The sequence below is a fragment of the Herbiconiux solani NBRC 106740 genome, assembly GCF_001571005.1.
Lineage (GTDB): Bacteria > Actinomycetota > Actinomycetes > Actinomycetales > Microbacteriaceae > Herbiconiux > Herbiconiux solani.
The window spans coordinates 162,558-183,646 of sequence record NZ_BCST01000008.1 but is presented as its reverse complement, the minus strand read 5'-3'; the positions used below and the strand labels follow the sequence as shown (position 1 = coordinate 183,646).

The window sequence follows — 21,089 nt, the reverse complement described above, 5'->3', positions numbered from 1 at the left end:
ACTTTGGAAATGGCCGCCCAGCGATGGGCGGCCATTTTCGTTTAACACCTGTAATCCAATAGAGAATGCACCTGAGATCCTGAGGAGGGACATCGTGAGCGAAGCCGACGATGAGAAGCGGAAGAGCGACGATCGTCGACCTCCTCGGAAGGATTCAGGGAAGCGTCCCTTTACCCCACGACGCGACTCCACGTCGCGGCCGGATCGGACCGGCCAGCGCCCCGAGCGATCGGGCCAGCGCCCGGAGCGCAGTGGGCCGCGCCCCGATCGCGCCGGGCAGCGTCCTGAGCGCAGCGGCCAGCGCCCTGACCGCGGTGGCGACCGGCCCGACCGCGGTGGTCGCCCGTCGAGCGGCGGCCCGAACGAGCGTCGGCTCTGGACCAAGGACGGCAAGCCCGCTCGCAACGACTCCAGCGCCTCGCGCTTCGAGCGCCCGCCCCTCACCGAGGAGGAGCTGCGCGCCCGCGAGCTGCGTGCGGTTCGTCCGCGCCACGATGACCCGCTCATCCCGGACGACGTCACTCCCCGCGACCTCGACAAGATCGCGCGCAACGAGCTCAAGACCCTCAACAAGGAGAACGCCGATGAGGTCGCGCGTCACCTGGTGATGGCCGGGCGTCTGATCGAGGAGAACCCCGAGCAGGCGCATCAGCACGCCGTCTCGGCCTCGCGCCGGGCCGGCCGGATCGGTGTCGTGCGCGAGACCCTCGCGATCACGGCGTATGCCACCGGCGACTTCGCCCTCGCGTTGCGCGAGCTCCGCACCTACCGCCGCATCTCCGGGTCGAACGAGCAGCTCGCCCTGATGATCGACAGCGAGCGGGGCATCGGTCGTCCCGACCGCGCGCTCGAGGTCGGGCGTTCCGTCGAGCGGTCCACGCTCTCGGTGCCGTCGCAGGTGGCCGTGGCCATCGCGATGTCCGGCGCGCGCCTCGACCTCGGTCAGCCCGACGCGGCGCTGACGGAGCTCGAGATCCCGCAGCTGAACCCCGACGTGGCCTACTCCTATAGCCCCGAGCTGTTCGACGCCTACGCCGAGGTCTTGGACGAGCTGGGTCAGGACGACGAGGCCGCACGCTGGCGGGAGCGCGCCGAGCGCGCGGACGCGGCGCTGAACGGTGACACCGACGGTGACGACACCATCGAGGTGTTCGAGGAGATGGACGACGAGGACGATGAGTCTGTTCCGACCGAAGAAGGCTGAGACCGTGCATCCGCTCGATGGTGTCGACGCCGTGCTGGCCGACCTCGACGGCGTCGTCTACAAGGGTGCGGATGCCGTGCCCTACGCGGTCGACGCGCTCAACCGGGTGAAGACCGACGGCATCCGCGTCGGCTACATCACGAACAACGCCTCGCGCACCGACGCTCAGGTCGCCGAGCACCTCAGCTCGTTCGGCCTCGGGGTCGCGGCGCAGGATGTCGTGACGTCGCCGCAGGCGGCCATGCGCATCCTCACCACCCTCGTCGAGCCCGGAGCCACCGTGCTCGTCGTCGGGGGAGTGGGGCTCGTCACCGAGGTCGAGAAGGCCGGCCTGGTCGTGACCCGCGAGGCGGCGGACAAGCCCGCCGCCGTCGTGCAGGGCTTCGCGCCCGAGGTCGGCTGGCTCCAGCTGGCCCAGGCGAGCTTCGCGCTGCACGATCCCGCCGTTCACTGGGTCGCCACCAACACCGACTGGACGATTCCGGTCGCCGGTGGCATCGCGCCGGGCAACGGCACCCTTGTCTCGGCCGTGCACACGGCCGTCGGTCGCCTGCCGGTCGTGGCGGGCAAGCCCGAGAAGACGATCTTCGAGGTCGCGGCCGATCGCTTCGGCGCGCACAACGCCGCCTTCATCGGCGACCGGCTCGACACCGACACGATGGGGGCCAAGCGGGCGGGGCTCCGCGCTATCCACGTGCTCACCGGGATCGACGGACCGAAGCAGCTGCTCGCGGCGCCCAAGGGGTCGCGGCCCGACTTCATCCTCACCGACCTGCGCCAGCTGTTCGAGGCCTACCCCGTCACGCGAACGTCGAAGGACGGCTCCGAGACGATCGTCGGCGACGCGGTGGTGCGGATGAACGGCCACGTCGTGCGGGTCGTCAAGGCGGGCAATTCTCCGGTCGACCTGGTCCGTGCCGGAAGCGCGGCGATCTGGGACTCGGGGCTGTCGATCCACGCGCTGGACGTCGACCCGCAGCTGTACAGCTGAGCGCGGCCGCTGCCGGACGGCCCGCTGTCGGGGCACCGCGGTACGCTGGAGGGGTGACTTCCGACGACCTCGACACCGACGACGCGCTGCTTCCGCGGCTGCGCCTGATCGAGGAGCAGCCGCTCGACCAGCGCGCCTCGGCGTACGCCCAGCTGCACGACGAACTGAAGGGCCGCCTCGAGGGCGGGGACTCCTCACCGTCGAATGGATAGCACCCGTCTCGATGCCGCCGTCGCGGCCAGAGGGCTCGCGCGTTCCCGCACGCATGCCGCCCGGCTGATCGCCAACGGCTACGTGCGCGTCGATGGCACGCCCGTCGTGAAGGCCTCGTTCCCCGTGGGCGACGAGCAGTCGGTGACCGTCGACGGCGTCGACCGCTACGTCAGCCGTGGGGCCCACAAGCTCATCGCCGCCCTGGACGCGTTCCCGGTACCTGTCGACGGGCGGCTCGCCCTGGATGCGGGCGCGTCCACCGGCGGGTTCACCCAGGTGCTGCTCGAGCGCGGCGCCGCCCGGGTGATCGCCGCCGACGTCGGGCACGGCCAGCTCGACCCGATCATCGGCAGGGATCCGCGGGTCGTCGAGGTCGAGGGGTTCAACCTGCGGTTCGCCACCCCGGAGACGCTCGCCGGCGCATCCGGTGTCGACCAGCCGGTCGACCTCGTGGTCGCCGACCTCTCGTTCATCTCGCTCGGTCTCGTGCTCGAGCCCCTCATCTCGGTCGCCACGCCCGAGGCCGATTTCGTGCTGCTGATCAAACCGCAGTTCGAGGTGGGGCGGACCGGTGTGCGCGAGGGGATCGTGCGCGACAAGGATCTGCGGGCGGACGCGGTCGCGAACGTGCTCTGGGCCGCTTACGATCTCGGTCTCCCGACGGCCGGCCTCATCCCGTCGCCCATCGCGGGCGGGGCGGGCAATCTCGAGTACCTCGTCTGGTTCAACCGGGACGCGGGATCGAATCCGACAGAATGGTTGGACCGAGTGACCGAGATGACAGGAGCCTGACGCGTGCCAGTGGAACGCTACATCCTCGTGGTGCTGCACACCGGTCGTCGTGACTCGGTGCTCGCCGCGCAGAGCGTGTGCCAGCAGCTCCGTGACGCGGGGGTCACCCCGGTGATCGCGCCGTTCGACGAGAACGACGACATCCACGTGCTCGGCGAGCTCGGTGCCTTCAAGCTGCTCGGCGACGGCGTGACCGTGCCCGACCTCGAGCTGGTCATCGTGCTGGGCGGTGACGGCACGATCCTCCGCGCCGCCGAGCTGGTGCGGAACGCGCCGGTCGAGGGCCGCACCGTGCCGCTGCTCGGGGTCAACCTCGGGCACGTCGGCTTCCTCGCCGAGAGCGACCGCGACGACCTCACCGAGACCGTGCAGCGCGCCCTCGCCCGCGACTACCAGGTCGAGGAGCGGATGACGCTCTCGGTGCGCGTGAAGGTCGGCGACGAGGTCGTCTACGAGAGCTGGGCGCTGAACGAGGCCACCGTCGAGAAGGCGAGCCGTGAGCGGATGCTCGAGGTCGTCATCGAGGTCGACGGCCGGCCGCTGTCGAGCTTCGGCTGCGACGGCGTGGTCATGTCGACCCCGACCGGCTCCACCGCCTACTCCTTCTCGGCCGGTGGCCCCGTCGTCTGGCCGAGCGTCGACGCCCTGCTGATGGTGCCGCTCAGCCCGCATGCGCTGTTCGCACGGCCGCTCGTCGTGGGGCCGGACTCCGCCCTCGCCGTCGAGGTGCTCGACCGCACCCAGGGCGGTGCCGTGCTCTGGAGCGACGGCCGGCGGATGCGCGACCTCGAGAAGGGAGCGCGCGTGGTCGTGCGCCGCTCGCCCATCCCGGTGCGGCTGGCGCGCCTCCACCAGGCGCCGTTCACCGACCGCCTGGTGCGCAAGTTCAACCTGCCCGTGAACGGGTGGAGAGGCCCGGCCGATCGTGATTGAGGAACTGTCGATCAGGGATCTCGGGGTGATCGGGGAGGCCGTGCTGCCCCTCGGCCCCGGGTTCACCGCCGTGACCGGGGAGACCGGCGCGGGCAAGACCATGGTGGTGTCGGCCCTCGGGCTGCTGTTCGGTGAGCGGGCGGACACCGGATCCGTGCGCTCGGGCGCCTCGCAGGCGTGGATCGAGGGGCGGATCCTCGTCGACTCCGCCGGAATCGTGGCCGACCGCGTGCGCGAGCTCGGCGGCGAGGTCGAGGCCGACGGCGTGGATGCAGCGGGTGCGGGCGGGGCTGGCGCAGGCCGGGCGGGCTCGGGCGCTGCTGCTGCCGGCACCGCTCCTGACGGCGAGCTCATCCTGTCGCGGTCGGTCTCGGCCGAGGGCAGGAGCCGCGCCGTCGTCGGCGGCCGCTCGGCGCCGATCAGCGTGCTCTCGGAGCTCGGCAGCGCGCTCGTCGTCGTGCACGGACAGTCGGACCAGCTGCGGCTGAAGAGCCAGTCGGCCCAGCGCGCCGCCCTGGACAGCTTCGCGGGCCCCGAGTTCGCGGCACGATTGACGGAGTACCAGACCGCCTACGGACGCTGGCAGGGCCACCGCGCCGAGATCGAGGCGCTCGTCACCGAGCGGAGCGCCCGGCTCCGGGAGGCCGACCGGCTGCGTGCCGCGGTCGATGAGATCGCCGCCGTCGAACCCGTCGAGGGTGAGGATGCCGAGCTCACCGAGCTCGCCGACCGGCTCACGAACGTGGAGGAGCTGCGGCTCGCCGCGGCCGAGGCGCACGAGGCGATCTCGAGCGAGACCGGTGAGAACGCGGACACCATCGGCCTGGTCGACGCCGCACGGCGGAGCCTCGAGCGGGTCGCCCATCACGACTCCTCGCTCGCGCCCATCGTCGAGGCGCTCGCGAACGCGAGCTTCATCCTCTCGGATGCCGGGACCCAGCTGGCCGGCTACGTGGCGAACCTCGAGAGCGACGAGCCGGGCGCGCTCGACCGCATCCAGGAGCGACGCGCGGCTCTGACGAGCCTGGCGCGGAAGTACGGGCCCGAGCTCTCGGACGTCATCGCCTACGCCGCCGAGGCCGGTCCGCGCCTGCTCGAGCTCGACTCCGACTCGGACCGGATCGAGGAACTGACTTCCCTGGTCGACGACGAGCTCGCCGCGCTCGAGCGCCTGGCCGCCGAACTCACCGAGCTGCGTCGCGCCGCCGGGACGACCCTGGCCGCCGGCGTCACCGAGGAGCTCTCGGCCCTGGCGATGCCGAACGCCCGCTTCGTGGTCGAGGTGCAGGAGCGCGAGGAGCTCGGCTCCAGCGGCCGCGACCTCGTGCAGTTCCTGCTGCGGCCGCACGAGGGCAGCGAACCGCGGCCGCTCAACAAGGGGGCGTCCGGCGGAGAGCTCTCGCGAGTGATGCTCGCGATCGAGGTCGTGCTGGCCGCTGCCGACCCCGTGCCGACCTTCGTCTTCGACGAGGTCGACTCCGGAGTGGGTGGCGCCTCGGCGATCGAGATCGGCCGCAGGCTTGCGGCCCTCGCCCGCACCTCCCAGGTGATCGTGGTGACGCACCTGGCGCAGGTGGCCGCGTTCGCGACCAACCACCTGCGGGTGGAGAAGGATCTCGACGGGCCGGTCACCGCATCCAATGTCGTGCAGTTGACCGGGGACGACCGCCTGGCGGAGATGGCGCGCCTGCTCTCGGGTCTGCCGGACTCGGACTCGGGCCTCGCGCACGCCGCAGAACTCCTGGAGACGGCCACGAGCCTCGCTGTGCCACACTGATAACGGATCGGGGCCCTGCCCCGGCCGGGGGCTGAGGGGGAGCCATGGCGCGGATGACGAACGACGAGCTCTCCGCTCAGGTGGAGCGGTTGCGGGCGGAGAACGCCGTGCTGAAGGCGGAGGCCGCCTCGCGGGCCGAGACCGTCGTGATCGAGGGGCCTTCCGCCGTCGGGTCGTCGGTGACACCCGCGCGGCCGAGGCGGCGACGGGGCCGCACCATCGCATCCGTCGCCCTGGTCGTGGTCGGGCTGATTCTCGTGCCGCTCGGGCTCGTGGGCAACTGGGCCGAGGGGCAGCTGACCGACACCGAGAAGTTCGTGGCGACCTTCGCGCCACTGGCCGCCGACCCCGCGGTCAAGGCCTTCGTCGTGACCGAGGTGATGGATGCGGTCGACCAGCAGGTCGACTTCACCGGCACCACGAGCGCCGCGATCGACGCCGTGAACGGCCTCGGGGTGCCCGACACCGCCGCAGCGGCGCTCGACGCCCTCAAGGGGCCCGCGGCGCTCGGCCTGCGCTCGCTCGCCACCGGAGTCGTGACCGACTTCGTGGACTCGCCCGCCTTCGAGGACATCTGGGCGCAGACGCTCCGGGTGAGCCACCGGCAGCTCATCGCGGCGCTGACCGGGGATCCGTCCTCCGCGCTCGCCATCTCATCGTCGGGCGAGCTCTCGATCCAGCTCGGTCCGATCGTCGAAGCGGTCAAGCAGGCCATGATCGCGCAGGGGCTCGACTTCGCCGACGCCATCCCCGCGGTCGACCTCAGCATCGTGGTCGCGCAGTCGGACGGCCTCGGCCAGGCGACGCTCGGCTACGCGCTCGCCGTGGCCGTCGGAGGGTGGCTGCCCTGGGTCGCCTTCCTCCTGCTCGCGGCCGGGGTGCTCCTCGCGAAGCGGCGGCTCGTGGCGCTGTTCGGCACCGCGCTCGCGCTCGGCATCCTGATGGTGCTCGTCGGGATCGCGCTGCGCATCGGCAATCTCGTCACGGTCGCGTCGATCGCGCCGCGGTACCTGCCGATCGACGCGGCGGGAGCGATCTACGACCAGGTCACCTCGCTGATCGCGGCGACCGTGGTGTCGATCGCCGTGCTCGCCTTCACCGTCGCAGTGGTCGCGTGGGCGGCGGGGCCGCTGCGGCCGGCGCCGGCGCTGCGATCGCTGTTCGGCGAGGGCGCGACCCGGCTGCGGCGGCTCGGCGACGCGCGCGGGGTGACGACGGGGGCGTTCGGGCGGTTCCTCGGCCGGCAGCGCACGCTCGTCGAGGCGGCGATCGCGGTGCTCGCGGCGCTGTTCGTGCTGCTCGTGCGGCCGATCACGGTGGGGCAGACGGTGTGGACCGCGGTGATCGCGGTCGTGCTGATCCTGCTCGTCGAGATCCTGCAGCGGCCCGCGGAGGAGACGTCCGGCGCGAGCCCGGATGCGACCTCGGAAGCGGCACCGGATGCGGCGCTCGGCACGACTTCGGACGCGCCCGAGACCGCACGAACGACATGACCAGCCAAGACGACTGTTAGGATGGAATTCCGTGGAAGATGCTCATGACGCGGACCGACAGAACGACACGAAACTGACGAAGCACATCTTCGTCACAGGGGGTGTCGTCTCCTCTCTCGGTAAGGGACTCACCGCCGCCAGCCTGGGCAATCTGCTCACCGCGCGAGGTCTTCGCGTCGTGATGCAGAAGCTCGATCCCTACTTGAACGTCGACCCGGGGACGATGAATCCGTTCCAGCACGGCGAGGTCTTCGTGACCGACGACGGAGCCGAGACCGACCTCGACATCGGGCACTACGAGCGATTCCTCGACATCAATCTGAACCAGGCCGCGAACGTGACGACCGGCCAGATCTACTCGAGCGTGATCGCCAAGGAGCGCCGCGGCGAGTACCTCGGCGACACCGTGCAGGTCATCCCGCACATCACCGACGAGATCAAGCGCCGGATGCGGCTGCAGGCGCACGACGCCTCGCACCCCGACGTGATCATCACCGAGATCGGCGGCACGGTCGGCGACATCGAGTCGCAGCCCTTCATCGAGTCGGCGCGCCAGGTGCGCCACGAGCTGGGGCGGAAGAACGTCTTCTTCGTGCACGTCTCGCTGGTGCCGTTCATGAACGCCTCGGGCGAGCAGAAGACCAAGCCCACGCAGCACTCCGTCGCCGCGCTCCGCTCGATCGGCATCCAGCCGGATGCGCTCGTGCTCCGCAGCGACCGGCCCGTCTCCGAGAGCAACAAGCGCAAGATCGCGCTGATGTGCGACGTCGACGAGGGCGCCGTGGTCAACGCCATCGACGTGCCCTCGATCTACGACATCCCGACCATGCTGCACGACCAGGGCCTGGACGACTACATCATCGATCACCTGGGGCTCCGCGAGACCACGGGCGACGTCGACTGGGCCGGCTGGCAGCCGATCCTGGATGCGGTGCACGAGCCCAAGCACGAGGTCACGATCGGCCTCGTGGGCAAGTACATCGACCTGCCCGACGCGTACCTCTCGGTCACCGAGGCGCTCCGTGCGGGCGGGTTCGCCCACCGCGCGAAGGTCGCGATCCGCTGGATCCCCTCGGACGACTGCCAGACCTACGAGGGCGCCGCGAAGGCACTCGCCGACGTCGACGGCATCTGCGTGCCCGGCGGCTTCGGGGTGCGCGGCATCGAGGGCAAGCTCGGCGCTTTGCGCTACGCCCGTGAGAACGGGATCCCCGCCCTCGGTCTGTGCCTCGGACTGCAGTGCATGGTGATCGAGTACGCGCGGAACGTCGTCGGGCTGCCCGGCGCATCCTCGAGCGAGTTCGACCCGGACACCGAGTTCCCCGTGATCGCCACGATGGCCGAGCAGGTCGACATCATCGCCGGCGGAGACCTGGGCGGCACCATGCGCCTCGGTCTCTACGAGGCGGAGCTCGCCTCCGGATCGATCGTCGAAGAGGTCTACGGGGCCTCCACCGCCGCCGAGCGCCACCGCCACCGCTACGAGGTCAACAACAAGTACCGCGACCAGATCGCCGACGCCGGCCTGTGGTTCTCGGGCGTCTCGCCGAACGGGCACCTGGTCGAGTATGTCGAGCTGCCGCGCGACGTGCACCCCTACTACGTGGCCACGCAGGCGCACCCGGAGCTGCGCTCGCGGCCCAGCCGCCCGCATCCGCTGTTCAAGGGCCTCGTCGGCGCCGCGCTCGACCGCCAGGAGGCCACGCGCCTGTTCCCGGTGCAGGATGCCTGAGCCGCTCGCCGACGAGGTCGCGCTCGTTCCCGTCTCCGAGAGCGAGGTCGTCTTCGACGGCTACGTGTGGGACGTGCGGCGTGAGGCCTTCGAGTACGGCGGGGACACGCTTCGGCGCGACTTCGTCGACCACCCGGGCGCGGTCGCGATCCTCGCGCTCGACGACGAGGACCGGGTGCTGCTGATCAAGCAGTACCGGCATCCGGTGCGCCGACGCGAGTGGGAGCCGCCGGCGGGGCTGCTCGACGTCGAGGCGGAGTCGCCCTTGGACGCCGCCAAGCGCGAGCTCTCCGAGGAGGTCGACCTCGAGGCCGACGACTGGCACGTGCTGAGCGACTACGTGACGACGCCGGGCGGCAACAACGAGGCCATCCGGATCTACCTCGCGCGGGGTGTGCGGCCGACCGGCTCGCGCTTCGACCGGGAGGGCGAGGAGGCCGACATGGAGTCGGCCTGGTTCCCGCTGGACGAGGTCGTGGACGCCGTGCTCGCGAGCCGGGTGCAGAACCCGTCGCTCGTGATCGGGGCGCTCGCCGCCTCGGCGTCGCGGGCGAGGGGCTGGTCGACTCTGCGGCCGGCGGATTCGCCGTGGGAGGCGCACCCGCGCTTCCGGAGCGCACGGTAGCCGGTCGCCCGATGACGGCGGAGGGGATCGGCCGGGAGGTCGACGGGTTCCTGCGGCACATCACGATCGAGCGGGGGCTCGCCGCCAACACGGTGGCCGCGTACCGTCGCGACCTCGGGCGGTACACGACGTGGCTCGCGGCGCGGGGGCTCGACGACCTGCGGTCGGTGGGGGAGGGCGACATCAGCGCCTTCACCCAGGAGACCCGGGGCGCGGGCGAGGGCGAGCTCAAGGCGTCGTCGGTGGCGCGCATCCTGTCGACGGTGCGGAGCTTCCACCGGTACCTCGCCGAGGAGGGGGTCGTCGACGCGGATGCGGCGCGCGAGGTGAAGCCGCCGAAGCTCGCGCTGCGGCTTCCGAAGGCCATCACGATCGACGAGATGGACCGGCTGCTCACGGCTACGGGCGGGGAGGACCCGGTGGCGGTGCGCGACCGGGCACTGCTGGAGCTGCTGTACGCGACCGGCGCGCGGATCTCGGAGATCGTGGACCTCGACGTGGACGACGTGCAGAACGGCGACATGCTGCGGGTGACCGGCAAGGGCAGCAAGCAACGGATCGTGCCGGTCGGCAGCTATGCCCGGGCGGCGCTGGACGCGTACCTGGTGCGGGTGCGGCCGGTGTTCTCGACGCGGGGGAGAGCGACGCCGGCGCTGTTCCTCGGGATCCGCGGGCAGCGGCTCAGTCGGCAGGCGGCGTGGCTGGTGATCCAGTCGGCGGCCGAGCGGGCTGCGCTCACGGTGCACATCTCGCCGCACACCTTCCGGCACTCCTTCGCCACGCACCTGCTGCAGGGCGGCGCCGACGTGCGGGTGGTGCAGGACCTCCTCGGCCACTCCTCGGTGGCCACCACCCAGCTCTACACCCAGGTCACCGCCGACACCCTCATCGACATGTACCAAACCGCCCACCCCCGAGCCCGGTGAGCCTGCGCGAAGCACAGGCCCACCGGAATAGACTCATACCGTCCGCCGGGATGGCGGGCAGGAACGAGGGACGACTTCGGTGCCGACCAGGAACGCACGAACCGTGAAGACGAATCAGACCGATGAGCTCGCCGGGCTGAATCTTCCCAAGATGGGCCCCACCGGTCGGCCGGTCACGGAGTTCGCCGTCCCCGCACCCCTGAAGTCGCACGGTCCGGCCCGGATCATCTCGCTCTGCAACCAGAAGGGCGGCGTCGGTAAGACCACGACGAGCGTCAACGTGGGTGCGGCGCTCGCCGAGTACGGGCGGAAGGTCCTCGCGATCGACTTCGACCCGCAGGGCGCGCTCTCCGCGGGTCTCGGCGTCATGACGCACGACCTGCCGACGATCTACGACCTGCTGATCGGCAACCTCAAGGATCCGGCCGACGCCATCCAGAAGACCAGTGTCGAGGGTCTGGACATCATCCCGGCCAACATCGACCTCTCGGCCGCCGAGGTGCACCTGGTGAGCGAGGTCGCCCGCGAGTCGATCCTGGCCCGGGTGCTGCGGAAGGTCAGCGACGACTACGACGTGATCCTGATCGACTGCCAGCCGTCGCTCGGGCTGCTCACCGTCAACGCGCTCACCGCGAGCCACGGCGTGCTGATCCCGCTCGAGTGCGAGTACTTCGCGCTCCGCGGCGTCGCCCTGCTGGTCGAGACGATCGACAAGGTGCGCGACCGGCTGAACCCCGCCCTCGTGCTCGACGGCATCCTGGCCACGATGTACGACCCGCGCACGCTGCACTCGCGCGAGGTGCTCGAGCGCGTGGTCGAGACCTTCGGCGACAAGGTGTTCGAGACGGTCATCGGCCGCACGGTGAAGTTCCCGGATGCGACGGTGGCGGGCAAGCCCATCACCCAGTTCGCTCCGGAGCACACCTCGGCCAAGGCCTACAAGCAGCTGGCCAGAGAACTGGTCGCCCGTGGCGCGGTCGCCTGAACCTGAGCTCGCGGAGGCGGTGGCCGGCGCGACCGGTGCGCCCCGGTTCTCGCTCAGCCTGGACAACTTCGAGGGTCCGTTCGACCTCCTGCTGAGCCTGATCACCAAGCACGAGCTCGACATCACGGAGATCTCGCTCAGCCGGGTGACGGACGAGTTCATCGCGTACCTGAAGAACCTCGACTCGGCCGAGGAGCTGGACCGTGCATCCGAGTTCCTGGTGGTCGCCGCGACCCTCCTCGACCTGAAGATCGTCGGCCTGCTGCCCCAGGGCGAGCTCGTCGACGCCGAGGACGTGGCGCTGCTGGAGGCCCGCGACCTGCTCTTCGCCCGACTGCTGCAGTACCGCGCCTTCAAGCAGGTCTCGGCCTGGCTCGCGACGCGGTTCGACGAGGAGGGGCTGCGCCGGCCGCGGGCCGTGCGGCTGGAGGAGAAGTTCCGGCAGCAGACGCCCGAGCTCGTCTGGACCCTCACCCCCGACGACTTCGCCGCCCTCGCCGCCCTGGCGCTGGCGCCGCGCGAGCTGCCCGTGGTGGGGCTCGAGCACCTGCACGCGCCGCTCGTGAGCATCCGGGAGCAGGCGGCGCACGTCGTGGCGGTGCTGCGCTCGGCGGCGGCCGCCGGGACGACGGTGAGCTTCCGGCAGCTGATCGCCGGGATCGAGGAGAAGGGCGTCGTGATCGCCCGGTTCCTGGCAGTGCTCGAGCTCTACCGGCACGCCTCGATCTCGTTCGAGCAGCTCGAGCCGCTCGGCGACCTGACGCTCAGCTGGACCGCGGAGCACTGGAGCGAGGACAACTTGGCGAATCTTGGGGCAGATTATGACAACTGAACTGACTGAACCGGCGGCGGCCGAGGCGATGAATGCGGCCGACGCGCCCGCTACGCCCGCCCTGACCCACGTCGACGTCGACCGCGCCCTCGAGGCGATCTTCATGGTGGTGGACGAGCCGCAGAGCCTCATCGCCCTCGCCACCGCCCTCGGCCGCCCGGTCGCGGTCGTGCGGCAGGGCGTCGAACGCCTGGTCGCCGACTACGACGGCGTCGCCCCCGGCACCGTGCGCCGCGGTTTCGAGCTGCGCGAGGTCGCGGGCGGCTGGCGCCTCTACGTGCGCGGCGATTGGGACGGCCTCGTACGCGACTTCGTGATGACCCAGAACCCCTCCAAGCTCTCCCAGGCCGCCCTCGAGACGCTGTCGGTGATCGCCTACAAGCAGCCGATCTCCCGCGGGGCCGTCGCGAGCATCCGGGCCGTCAACGTCGACTCGGTCGTGCGCACGCTGCTCAGCCGCGGCCTGATCACCGAGGTCTCGACCCAGGCGGAGACCGGCGCGATCCTGTACGGAACCACCGACCTGCTGCTCAGCCAGCTGGGCATCAACTCCCTCGACGAACTGCCGAGGATCTCCCCGCTGCTGGATGACGGCAGCGCGGGCTTCGACGAGATCGGAACAGTGCGATGACCCCCTTCGAGATCCCCCCGTGGGACGAGAACGCCGAACCGCAGGGCGTGCGCCTGCAGAAGGTGATGGCCGCGGCCGGAGTGGCCTCGCGCCGCGTCTCCGAGCAGCTGATCGAGGCCGGGAGGGTCGAGGTCAATGGCGAGATCGTGACCGAGCTCGGCCGGCGGATCGACCCGGAGAACGACCTCGTGGCCGTCGACGGCGTCGCCGTGCAGCTCGACCCCGACAAGCGCTACGTCATGCTCAACAAGCCGGTCGGCATCGTGAGCTCGCTCGCCGACCAGTACGGCCGGCCCGATCTCCGCCGCTACACCGAGCAGTACGAGGAGCGCCTGTTCAACGTGGGGCGGCTCGACGCCGAGACCAGCGGCCTGCTCATCCTCACCAACGACGGCGACCTCGCGCACGTGCTCGCGCATCCGTCGTTCGGGGTGCTGAAGACCTACATCGCGAAGGTCGAGGGGCGCGTCTCGCCCCAGACCATCTCGAAGCTGACGGCGGGGCTCGACCTCGAGGACGGGCCGATCGCGGCCGACAAGGCGCGGCTGCTCGACGTGGAGAGCGAGCACTCGATCGTCGAGCTCACCCTGCACTCGGGCCGCAACCGGATCGTGCGCCGCATGCTCGACGAGGTGGGCCACCCCGTCGTCGATCTCGTGCGCCGCTCGTTCGGGCCGCTCAACCTCGGGAGCCTCAAGGCCGGGGCGCTCCGCGACCTGACTAAAGTGGAGGTCGGCCGCCTGCTGACGCTGTCACGCACGCCGGAACCGGACGGCGCCGACGCCGACGCCGACGGTCGCACTGGCGATCGCACCACCGGTAGCACCGCCGGATCCGATGGCCCGGACGAACCCGAGGAGTAGAGCGTGGTGGAATCCCGCCTGACCGGCTCCGTGCGCGTCGTGGGCGTCGGGCTGCTCGGCACGAGCATCGCGCTCGGCCTCCGCGCCCGCGGGGTCGACGTCATCCTCTCGGACGCGTCGCCGACCAACGTCAGCATCGCCATCGACTACGGCGCCGGGCGGGCCGCGACGGATGGCGACGACCCCCTGCTCGTCGTCGTCTGCGTGCCGCCGGACGTCACCGCATCCGTCATCGTGCGCGAGCTCTCGGCGTACCCGCGGGCCGTCGTCACCGACGTGGCGAGCGTGAAGCAGCCCATCCTCGACGCGGTGACCGCCGCCGGGGGAGACGTGACCCGGTACGTCGGGTCGCATCCGCTCGCCGGGCGCGAGCGAGGGGGCCCGATGGCCGGCCGCGCCGACCTCTTCCTGGGCCGGCCGTGGGTCGTCGCCGGTCATCCGCTGATCTCGTACCAGACCGCCTCGGCGGTCGACGACCTCATCCTCGACCTGGGCGCCACCCTCGTCGAGATGACCGCCGTCGAGCACGACGCGAGCGTCGCCCTGGTCTCGCACGCGCCCCAGGTGATCTCGACCCTGATGGCGCGGCGGCTCACCGGGGCACCGGATGCGGCGGTCGACCTCGCCGGCGGCGGGCTCCGCGACGTCACCAGGATCGCTGCGAGCGACCCCGAGCTGTGGGTGCAGATCCTCGGCGCGAACGCCGGGCCCGTGGTCGAGGTGCTCCGGGCCTTCCGCGACGACCTCGACCGGGTGATCGGGGCGCTCGACGAGCCGACGGCGCCCGGCGCGAGGCGCACGATCGCCGAGGAGCTCGCCGGGGGCAACGCCGGCGTCGCCCGCATCCCGGGCAAGCACGGGCTCGACCGCCGGTACTCGCAGCTGGTCGTCATGGTCGACGACAGCCCCGGCGAGCTCGCCCGCCTGCTCGCCGAGATCGGCGAGGAAGGCGTGAACATGGAAGACCTCCGGCTCGAGCACTCCCCGGGCGCACCGATCGGCCTGGCCGAGATCGCGGTCGTGCCCGAGGCCGCCGAGTCGCTGACCGCCGCACTGTCGGCACGTGGATGGAGAATCGCCGGATGAACGACCTGCAGACGATCGGTGACGGGACCGGTCGCCGGAACGACGAGCCCCCCGTCGTCGTGGCCGTGGACGGCCCCGCGGGCAGCGGCAAGTCGAGCGTGAGCCGGGCTGTGGCCCGTGCGCTCGGCTACGGCTACCTCGACACCGGGGCGGCCTACCGGGCCCTGGCCTGGGACCTGCTCGACCGATCGATCGACCCCGCCTCGGCCGGCGACGTGATCGACGAGCTCGAGCGCTTCGACTTCCGGATCGGCACCGACCCGGACGAGTACTTCGTGCGGGTGCGCACCGAGAACGTCACCGACGCGATCCGCGAGCCCCGGGTGACCGGCGTGGTGAGCCTCGTGGCCCGCATCCCCGAGGTCAGGCAGTGGCTGAACGAGCGGTTCCGGCACATCCTCACCGCCACCGAGTTCGACGGCATCGTCGCCGAGGGCCGGGACATCACGACCGTCGTCGCGCCGGATGCTCCGGTGCGGATCCTGCTCACGGCCTCGGAAGAGGCTAGAATGGCGAGGCGTTCGAAAGAACTGACCGGTGAATCGGCCGCCGTCGTGGGCGAGGCGCTCCGATCCCGTGACCGGGCCGACTCGCGGGTGGTCGACTTCATGAACGCCGCCGACGGCGTGATCACCGTCGATTCCACCCACCTCGACTTCGACCGCACGGTCGACGCGATCGTCGACGTGGTCCACTCCCGGAGCTCCACGAGCCCGGCACATTGAACCCTCGGGGCTCCCGGAGCCCCGCACGAAACGCCGGGACCGGCCAGGCCGATCCCACCCAGACAGCGAGGAACCAGCATGGCCGACAGCCAGAACCCCACCTCGGGCAGCGACCCGGACGACTTCGACGCCCCCGACGACGACCTGGCGGAGCGGCTCGCGAACGTCGACGAGGACCTCGCCGAGCAGCGGGCGGCGACCCTGCGCTCGGGCCTCGCCGACTACGAGCTCGACGACGGCGACCTCGACCTGCTCGAGATCACCGAGGACTACCCGGAGGGCTCGGTCTACCTGCCGGCCCTGCCCGTGCTCGCGATCGTGGGCCGGCCGAACGTCGGCAAGTCGGCGCTGGTCAACCGCATCCTGGGCCGTCGTGAGGCGGTCGTCGAGGACATCCCCGGTGTGACCCGCGACCGCGTCGCCTACAAGGCCGACTGGAACGGCCGCCGGTTCACCCTCGTGGACACCGGTGGCTGGGAGCCCGACGCCTCGGGCATCAACGCCGCCGTCGCCGCGCAGGCCGAGGTCGCGATCGACCTCGCCGATGTGGTGCTCTTCGTCGTCGACTCGAACGTCGGGGCGACCTCGACCGACGAGCACGTCGTGAGGCTGCTCCGCAAGGCCGACCGGCCGGTGTTCCTCGCCGCCAACAAGGTCGACGACGCCCGCCAGGAGCCCCAGGCCTCCGCGCTCTGGTCGCTCGGCCTCGGCGAGCCCTACCCGGTGTCGGCCCTGCACGGCCGCGGTGTGGCCGACCTGCTCGACCTGATCATGAAGACGATGCCCGAGGTCTCGGCCGTCGCGAAGCAGGAGGTGGGCGGCCCGCGCCGCGTCGCCATCCTGGGCCGGCCGAACGTGGGCAAGAGCTCTCTGCTGAACAAGGCGGCGGGTGAGGAGCGGGTGGTCGTCAACGAGCTCGCCGGCACCACGCGCGACCCGGTCGACGAGCAGATCGAGCTCGGCGGCAAGGTCTGGACCTTCGTCGACACCGCCGGCATCCGGAAGCGGGTGCACCTGCAGCAGGGCGCCGACTTCTACGCCTCGCTCCGCACCTCGGCTGCTCTGGAGAAAGCCGAGGTCGCCGTCGTCGTGCTCGACGTGACCGAGCCGATCTCGACGCAGGACCTGCGGATCATCGACCTCGTGCTCGAATCCGGCCGCGCCCTCGTGCTCGCGTTCAACAAGTGGGACCTGCTGGACGACGACCGCCGGCGCTACCTCGAGCGGGAGATCGACCAGGATCTCGCCCACGTGACCTGGGCGCCCCGCGTCAACATCTCGGCGCGCACCGGGCGTCACCTGGAGAAGCTCGTGCCGGCCCTCGAGCTCGCGCTCGAGTCGTGGGACACCCGGATCCCGACCGGCAAGTTCAACGCCTTCCTCGCCGAGCTCACGGCGGCGCACCCGCACCCCGTGCGCGGCGGGAAGCAGCCACGCATCCTGTTCGGGACGCAGGCTGCGTCGCGTCCGCCGACCTTCGTGCTGTTCACGACCGGCTTCCTCGACCCGGGCTACCGCCGCTACGTGCAGCGTCGTCTGCGGGAGATCTACGGCTTCGAGGGCTCGCCGATCATCGTGAACATGCGGGTGCGCGAGAAGCGTAAGCGCTAGGGGCTGGCGGTCGCCGGCGCCTCAGGGCGCCAGCGCATCCGCAAGCGCTAGGGCAGCAGGTCGGCGCGGTGGATGAGTCCGGCCGCGCCGATCAGCGGACCCTCGTCCGACAGGGCTGAGGGCAGTACCTTCACGCCCGGGATCGTGTCGAGCGGGGCCTCGGCCTCCACGGTCGCACGGATGAGGTCGAAGAGATCGGGCGTGACGCGCGAGAACCCGCCGCCGATCGCGACGGCCTCGAGGTCGATCAGCGCACAGGCCGAGGCGATGCCCTCGCCGATCGCGCGGGCGCAGCGCTCGACCGCGAGCCGGGCGATCGGGTCGCCCTCCCGGTAGGAGGCGGCCAGCTCTTCGCCGGTCGCGCCGGTCCAGCCCTGCTCGCGCGCCCATTCGACGATGCGGGGGCCGGCAGCGATGCCTTCGAGGGTCGCTCCGAGGTCTTTGCCGGCCTTCGTGTGGGTGTGCAGCTGGATCTGGCCGATGTGGCCGGCGTTGCCGCTGCGGCCGCCGACCAGGCGGCCCTCGACGAGCAGCCCGCCGCCGACGCCGGTCGAGACGACCATGCCCATGGCGGTGCGGTAGCCCTGCAGGGCTCCGGCCCAGTGCTCGGCGAGCAGGATGCAGAGGCCGTCGAGCCGGAGCACGGTGTTGTGGATGCCCGAGCGCGAGCAGACCAGGTCGCGCAGGGGGAAGTCGCGCCAGACCTGCAGGTTGAGCGGGGAGACCGTGCCGCGCTCCAGCGAGATCGGGCCGGCGCTGCCGACTCCGGCGCCCACGAGCTCTGCGCCCTCGGGAGTCGCCGCGAGGGCGAGATCGATGACCTGCTCGACCGAGGCCGCGATGCTCGCGGAGCTGCTGCCGGCGCCGGTGGGCGCGCGGTGGCGGGATCCCGGAACGAGCCGGGCATCCTCATCCACCAGCGCCGCCTCGACTTTGGTGCCGCCGACGTCGACGGCGAGGGCGAGGCGGGGGGAGGGGGGCGTTACTGGGTTCGACACCCCCCTATTTCACACCATCGGAGGGACGTGTGCGGCGCACCAGGCGGGCCAGGCGGCGACCACGTCGGCGGTTCGGGCCTCGGCGTCGGTGTCGTCGCTGTAGGTCCACTCCTCGAGCACCCCGACCATCCCGCCCGCGATGTACGCGGCGGCGGCCGGGCTGTCGATGCGGCGCGAGTCGTCCTTGCGCTGCCAGATCGAAATGGCGATCGAGGCGCGGACCAGGGTGCGCTGGAAGAGTTCGCGGCGGAAGCCGGCGTCGACCCGGGTGCCGAACATCATGCGGTAGGCGGCACGGTGGTCGCGGATGTGCTCGAGTTCGCGCGTGATCGAGGCCGCGTAGACGGCGTTGATCGTCTCGACCGACTCGTCGTCCATGCTGCCGGCCGTCTCGGCCACGGCGGCGAGCTCGTCGAGCTGGCGGGCGAATGAGTCCGCGGCGAACGCGAAGATGTCGGCGTAGTGACCGTAGAAGGTGGTGCGGTGCACACCCGCCGTGCGGCACAGCTCGCTGATGCTGATCTCGGTGAGATCGTGCTCGCGCAGCAGATCGAAAAGGGCGGTGGTCAGGGCTTCGTGCGTTCGGGCGGCACGCGGTTCGGCCAGGTTCGCGGACGCACCCTGGCGACGGGAGGGGGCAGCGGTGAGCACAGTCGACTGGGGCATGGTCAATTATGTACGTACGAAGATATGGATTGGCCGTGTTTCGGGACTGTGAGTCCCAAACTTTTGTTGCACATTTTCCCGGATCTCTCGTCGGCGTCGATGCTCGGGCGTGGCCCGGCCCGTGTCAGCGGAGGCGTCGCGGAGGCGCTATCATGGACAAGTTGTCCGGCGCGGTTCGCCGGGTCTGGATGACGATGCCACGGGCTGTGGCGCAGCTTGGTAGCGCACTTGACTGGGGGTCAAGGGGTCGCAGGTTCAAATCCTGTCAGCCCGACGGAGAAGTCCCGGAAACCATCGGTTTCCGGGGCTTTTTTCGTGGTCAAGGGGTTTCTTTTCAGGGGCGCGAGCGGAAAGGGGCGGAGGGGCGTACGTTCGGTCGCGCCGTCGGCGTCGCCCGCATCCTGCCGCTGAACGACCGGCGAGAGGGAGGTTGCAGAAAGTGACTGACAACAGGCAACCGGCGGGGGAGTCGCCGAAGCCCAAGAGCGTGCGGAGTCTGGTGCCGGCCCGGATGGACCGGTTGCCGTGGACACGCTTCCATTGGATGGTCGTGTTCGGCCTCGGGGTGTCCTGGATCCTGGACGGTCTCGAGATCCAGATCATCGCCTCCAACGGCTTCCAGGAGTCGCTCGGCATGGACTCGGCGCAGGTCGGCCTCGCGGGCACGATCTACCTCATCGGCCAGGTGGTCGGAGCGCTCGTCTTCGGACGGCTCTCGGACAAATGGGGCCGGAAGAGGCTCTTCATCATCACCCTCGCCATCTACCTGGTCGGATCGGCGCTCGCCGGCCTCTCGCCGAACATGGAATTCCTCTTCGCGATGCGCTTCGTCGCCGGTCTCGGCATCGGCGGCGAGTACGCGGCGATCAACTCGGCGATCGACGAGCTCATCCCCAGCCACTACCGCGGTCGCGTCGACATCGCGATCAACGGCACCTATTGGGGCGGCGCCGCGCTCGGCTCGGTCGCGAACCTGTTCTTCCTGAACCCCGACAACTTCGCCGAGAACGTCGGCTGGCGGCTCGCGTTCTTCATCGGCCCGATCGTCGGTCTGATCATGATCTACATGCGCCGGCACATCCCGGAGTCGCCGCGCTGGCTGATGACCCACGGCAAGGAGGACATCGCAGAGAAGACGGTCGACGACATCGAGGCGCGGGTCGAGAAGGAGTCGGGCAAGAAGCTCGACCCGGTGCCCGAGTCCCAGTCGATCGAGGTGCAGCCGCTGGACCGCATCCCGTTCAAGAAGATCGCCAGCGTGCTCATCCGCGACTACCCGAACCGCACGGTGGTCGGGCTCACGATGATGATCACGCAGTCGTTCCTCTACAACGCGATCTTCTTCACCTACGCGCTGGCGCTGCAGAACTTCTACGGGGTCGAGAACGACGCCGTGCAGTACTTCTTCTTCCCCTTCGCGATCGGCAACCTGCTCGGGCCGCTCGTGCTCGGGCACCTGTTCGACACGATCGGGCGGCGCAAGATGATCCTCGCCACCTACGGGCTCGCGGGCGTCATCCTCACCATCTCGGGGTTCCTCTTCCAGGCGGATGTGCTGAACGCGACGACCCAGACCGTGTTCTGGTGCGTCTCGTTCTTCTTCGCCAGCGCGGGCGCATCCTCGGCCTACCTGACGGTGAGCGAGCTGTTCCCGCTCGAGATGCGGTCGCAGGTGATCTCGTACTTCTTCTCGATCGGCCAGATCGCCGGCTCGGTGGCACCGCTGCTGTTCGCCTCGCTGATCGGCGAGGGGCAGGACCGCGGACCGATCACCATCGGCTACATCGGAGCGGGACTCCTGATGATCGTGGGCGGGATCGTCGCGTTCATCTTCGGTGTCAATGCCGAGCGCAAACCGCTGGAGGCGATCACCAGTCCGCTCTCGGCCGTCGGCGACTCGGGCAAGGTGAAGGTCGAGGGCGAGCGCACCACGCGCGAGCGCGCGCGCCGCACCTGACCTCGCTACCTAGGCCGGTCATAGCCGGGCCCGTCGCACCCTGGGGTCC

At 70.6% G+C, this 21,089-nt stretch carries 20 protein-coding genes and 1 tRNA gene; 19 read left to right on the top strand and 2 right to left on the bottom strand.

The annotated features are described in order from the left end of the window. The first annotated feature begins 94 nt into the window (after positions 1-94). From HSO01S_RS19545 to der, 17 genes are all read left to right on the top strand, one after another. On the top strand, positions 95-1,204 hold the full coding sequence (locus HSO01S_RS19545; RefSeq protein WP_245636031.1) for a tetratricopeptide repeat protein: 1,110 nt from the start codon (positions 95-97) through the stop codon (positions 1,202-1,204). Continuing rightward, positions 1,176-2,195, top strand: coding sequence for an HAD-IIA family hydrolase (locus tag HSO01S_RS15820; protein WP_066043236.1), 1,020 nt, complete (start codon positions 1,176-1,178; stop codon positions 2,193-2,195). Before HSO01S_RS19545 ends, HSO01S_RS15820 begins: the two co-directional genes overlap by 29 nt. Positions 2,196-2,248: 53 nt before the next feature. Further along, complete coding sequence (locus HSO01S_RS19135) at positions 2,249-2,407, top strand: hypothetical protein (protein WP_169799996.1); 159 nt, start codon at positions 2,249-2,251, stop codon at positions 2,405-2,407. Further along, positions 2,400-3,200 (top strand): TlyA family RNA methyltransferase, encoded by an 801-nt coding sequence (locus HSO01S_RS15815; RefSeq protein WP_066043234.1) that lies wholly within the window; start codon positions 2,400-2,402, stop codon positions 3,198-3,200. The genes HSO01S_RS19135 and HSO01S_RS15815 overlap by 8 nt, the downstream gene beginning before the upstream one ends. 3 nt (positions 3,201-3,203) lie before the next feature. After that, positions 3,204-4,133, top strand: coding sequence for an NAD kinase (locus tag HSO01S_RS15810; RefSeq protein ID WP_066043232.1), 930 nt, complete (start codon positions 3,204-3,206; stop codon positions 4,131-4,133). Next, positions 4,126-5,910 carry a DNA repair protein RecN gene (gene recN, locus HSO01S_RS15805; protein ID WP_066043230.1) on the top strand — a complete coding sequence of 595 codons (1,785 nt, stop codon included), beginning with the start codon at positions 4,126-4,128 and terminating at the stop codon, positions 5,908-5,910. Before HSO01S_RS15810 ends, recN begins: the two co-directional genes overlap by 8 nt. A gap of 44 nt (positions 5,911-5,954) precedes the next feature. Next, on the top strand, positions 5,955-7,403 hold the full coding sequence (locus HSO01S_RS15800) for a hypothetical protein (RefSeq protein WP_066043228.1): 1,449 nt from the start codon (positions 5,955-5,957) through the stop codon (positions 7,401-7,403). Between the two features lie 31 nt (positions 7,404-7,434). Continuing rightward, positions 7,435-9,135 carry a CTP synthase gene (pyrG, locus tag HSO01S_RS15795; protein ID WP_066043226.1) on the top strand — a complete coding sequence of 567 codons (1,701 nt, stop codon included), beginning with the start codon at positions 7,435-7,437 and terminating at the stop codon, positions 9,133-9,135. After that, complete coding sequence (locus tag HSO01S_RS15790; protein ID WP_066043224.1) at positions 9,128-9,760, top strand: NUDIX domain-containing protein; 633 nt, start codon at positions 9,128-9,130, stop codon at positions 9,758-9,760. Before pyrG ends, HSO01S_RS15790 begins: the two co-directional genes overlap by 8 nt. A gap of 11 nt (positions 9,761-9,771) precedes the next feature. Further along, the gene (xerD, locus tag HSO01S_RS15785; RefSeq protein WP_066043222.1) at positions 9,772-10,686 is read left to right on the top strand and encodes a site-specific tyrosine recombinase XerD; all 915 of its coding nucleotides are present in this window, start codon (positions 9,772-9,774) and stop codon (positions 10,684-10,686) included. Positions 10,687-10,837: 151 nt separating this feature from the next. Next, positions 10,838-11,671: a ParA family protein gene (locus HSO01S_RS15780; RefSeq protein WP_066043270.1), complete on the top strand. Its 834-nt coding sequence runs from the start codon at positions 10,838-10,840 to the stop codon at positions 11,669-11,671. After that, on the top strand, positions 11,655-12,503 hold the full coding sequence (locus HSO01S_RS15775) for a segregation and condensation protein A (protein WP_373280213.1): 849 nt from the start codon (positions 11,655-11,657) through the stop codon (positions 12,501-12,503). The genes HSO01S_RS15780 and HSO01S_RS15775 overlap by 17 nt, the downstream gene beginning before the upstream one ends. Further along, positions 12,493-13,134 (top strand): SMC-Scp complex subunit ScpB, encoded by a 642-nt coding sequence (gene scpB / locus HSO01S_RS15770; RefSeq protein ID WP_084361744.1) that lies wholly within the window; start codon positions 12,493-12,495, stop codon positions 13,132-13,134. Before HSO01S_RS15775 ends, scpB begins: the two co-directional genes overlap by 11 nt. After that, positions 13,131-13,997 (top strand): pseudouridine synthase, encoded by an 867-nt coding sequence (locus HSO01S_RS15765; protein ID WP_084361743.1) that lies wholly within the window; start codon positions 13,131-13,133, stop codon positions 13,995-13,997. Before scpB ends, HSO01S_RS15765 begins: the two co-directional genes overlap by 4 nt. A gap of 3 nt (positions 13,998-14,000) precedes the next feature. Then, complete coding sequence (locus tag HSO01S_RS15760) at positions 14,001-15,083, top strand: prephenate dehydrogenase (RefSeq protein ID WP_066043219.1); 1,083 nt, start codon at positions 14,001-14,003, stop codon at positions 15,081-15,083. Further along, on the top strand, positions 15,080-15,808 hold the full coding sequence (gene cmk / locus HSO01S_RS15755; RefSeq protein ID WP_066043217.1) for a (d)CMP kinase: 729 nt from the start codon (positions 15,080-15,082) through the stop codon (positions 15,806-15,808). Before HSO01S_RS15760 ends, cmk begins: the two co-directional genes overlap by 4 nt. Before the next feature lie 78 nt (positions 15,809-15,886). Then, positions 15,887-17,419, top strand: coding sequence for a ribosome biogenesis GTPase Der (gene der / locus HSO01S_RS15750; RefSeq protein WP_066043215.1), 1,533 nt, complete (start codon positions 15,887-15,889; stop codon positions 17,417-17,419). Between the two features lie 47 nt (positions 17,420-17,466). Here the strand turns inward: der and HSO01S_RS15745 are convergent, their stop codons facing one another. Both HSO01S_RS15745 and HSO01S_RS15740 read right to left on the bottom strand, forming a co-directional pair. Beyond that, entirely contained in the window at positions 17,467-18,417 is a 951-nt protein-coding gene (locus tag HSO01S_RS15745) for an ROK family protein (protein ID WP_066043213.1), read from the bottom strand. A 9-nt stretch (positions 18,418-18,426) separates the two neighbouring features. Continuing rightward, positions 18,427-19,083 carry a TetR/AcrR family transcriptional regulator gene (locus tag HSO01S_RS15740; RefSeq protein ID WP_066043211.1) on the bottom strand — a complete coding sequence of 219 codons (657 nt, stop codon included), beginning with the start codon at positions 19,081-19,083 and terminating at the stop codon, positions 18,427-18,429. Between the two features lie 200 nt (positions 19,084-19,283). Between HSO01S_RS15740 and HSO01S_RS15735 the strand changes: the two genes are divergently transcribed. Then, a tRNA-Pro gene (locus HSO01S_RS15735) sits at positions 19,284-19,357 on the top strand. A 165-nt stretch (positions 19,358-19,522) separates the two neighbouring features. Beyond that, positions 19,523-21,040, top strand: coding sequence for an MFS transporter (locus tag HSO01S_RS15730; protein WP_306306986.1), 1,518 nt, complete (start codon positions 19,523-19,525; stop codon positions 21,038-21,040). The last annotated feature ends 49 nt before the right edge of the window (positions 21,041-21,089 follow it).

What these genes read in the sequence shown, in the direction of transcription:
- HSO01S_RS15820 (WP_066043236.1), top strand. Translation starts at nt 1,176, where the DNA reads ATGAGTCTGTTCCGACCGAAGAAGGCTGAGACCGTGCATCCGCTCGAT.
- HSO01S_RS15815 (WP_066043234.1), top strand. Translation starts at nt 2,400, where the DNA reads ATGGATAGCACCCGTCTCGATGCCGCCGTCGCGGCCAGAGGGCTCGCG.
- HSO01S_RS15800 (WP_066043228.1), top strand. Translation starts at nt 5,955, where the DNA reads ATGGCGCGGATGACGAACGACGAGCTCTCCGCTCAGGTGGAGCGGTTG.
- HSO01S_RS15790 (WP_066043224.1), top strand. Translation starts at nt 9,128, where the DNA reads ATGCCTGAGCCGCTCGCCGACGAGGTCGCGCTCGTTCCCGTCTCCGAG.
- xerD (WP_066043222.1), top strand. Translation starts at nt 9,772, where the DNA reads ATGACGGCGGAGGGGATCGGCCGGGAGGTCGACGGGTTCCTGCGGCAC.
- HSO01S_RS15780 (WP_066043270.1), top strand. Translation starts at nt 10,838, where the DNA reads ATGGGCCCCACCGGTCGGCCGGTCACGGAGTTCGCCGTCCCCGCACCC.
- scpB (WP_084361744.1), top strand. Translation starts at nt 12,493, where the DNA reads ATGACAACTGAACTGACTGAACCGGCGGCGGCCGAGGCGATGAATGCG.
- HSO01S_RS15765 (WP_084361743.1), top strand. Translation starts at nt 13,131, where the DNA reads ATGACCCCCTTCGAGATCCCCCCGTGGGACGAGAACGCCGAACCGCAG.
- cmk (WP_066043217.1), top strand. Translation starts at nt 15,080, where the DNA reads ATGAACGACCTGCAGACGATCGGTGACGGGACCGGTCGCCGGAACGAC.
- der (WP_066043215.1), top strand. Translation starts at nt 15,887, where the DNA reads ATGGCCGACAGCCAGAACCCCACCTCGGGCAGCGACCCGGACGACTTC.
- HSO01S_RS15740 (WP_066043211.1), bottom strand. Translation starts at nt 19,083, where the DNA reads ATGCCCCAGTCGACTGTGCTCACCGCTGCCCCCTCCCGTCGCCAGGGT.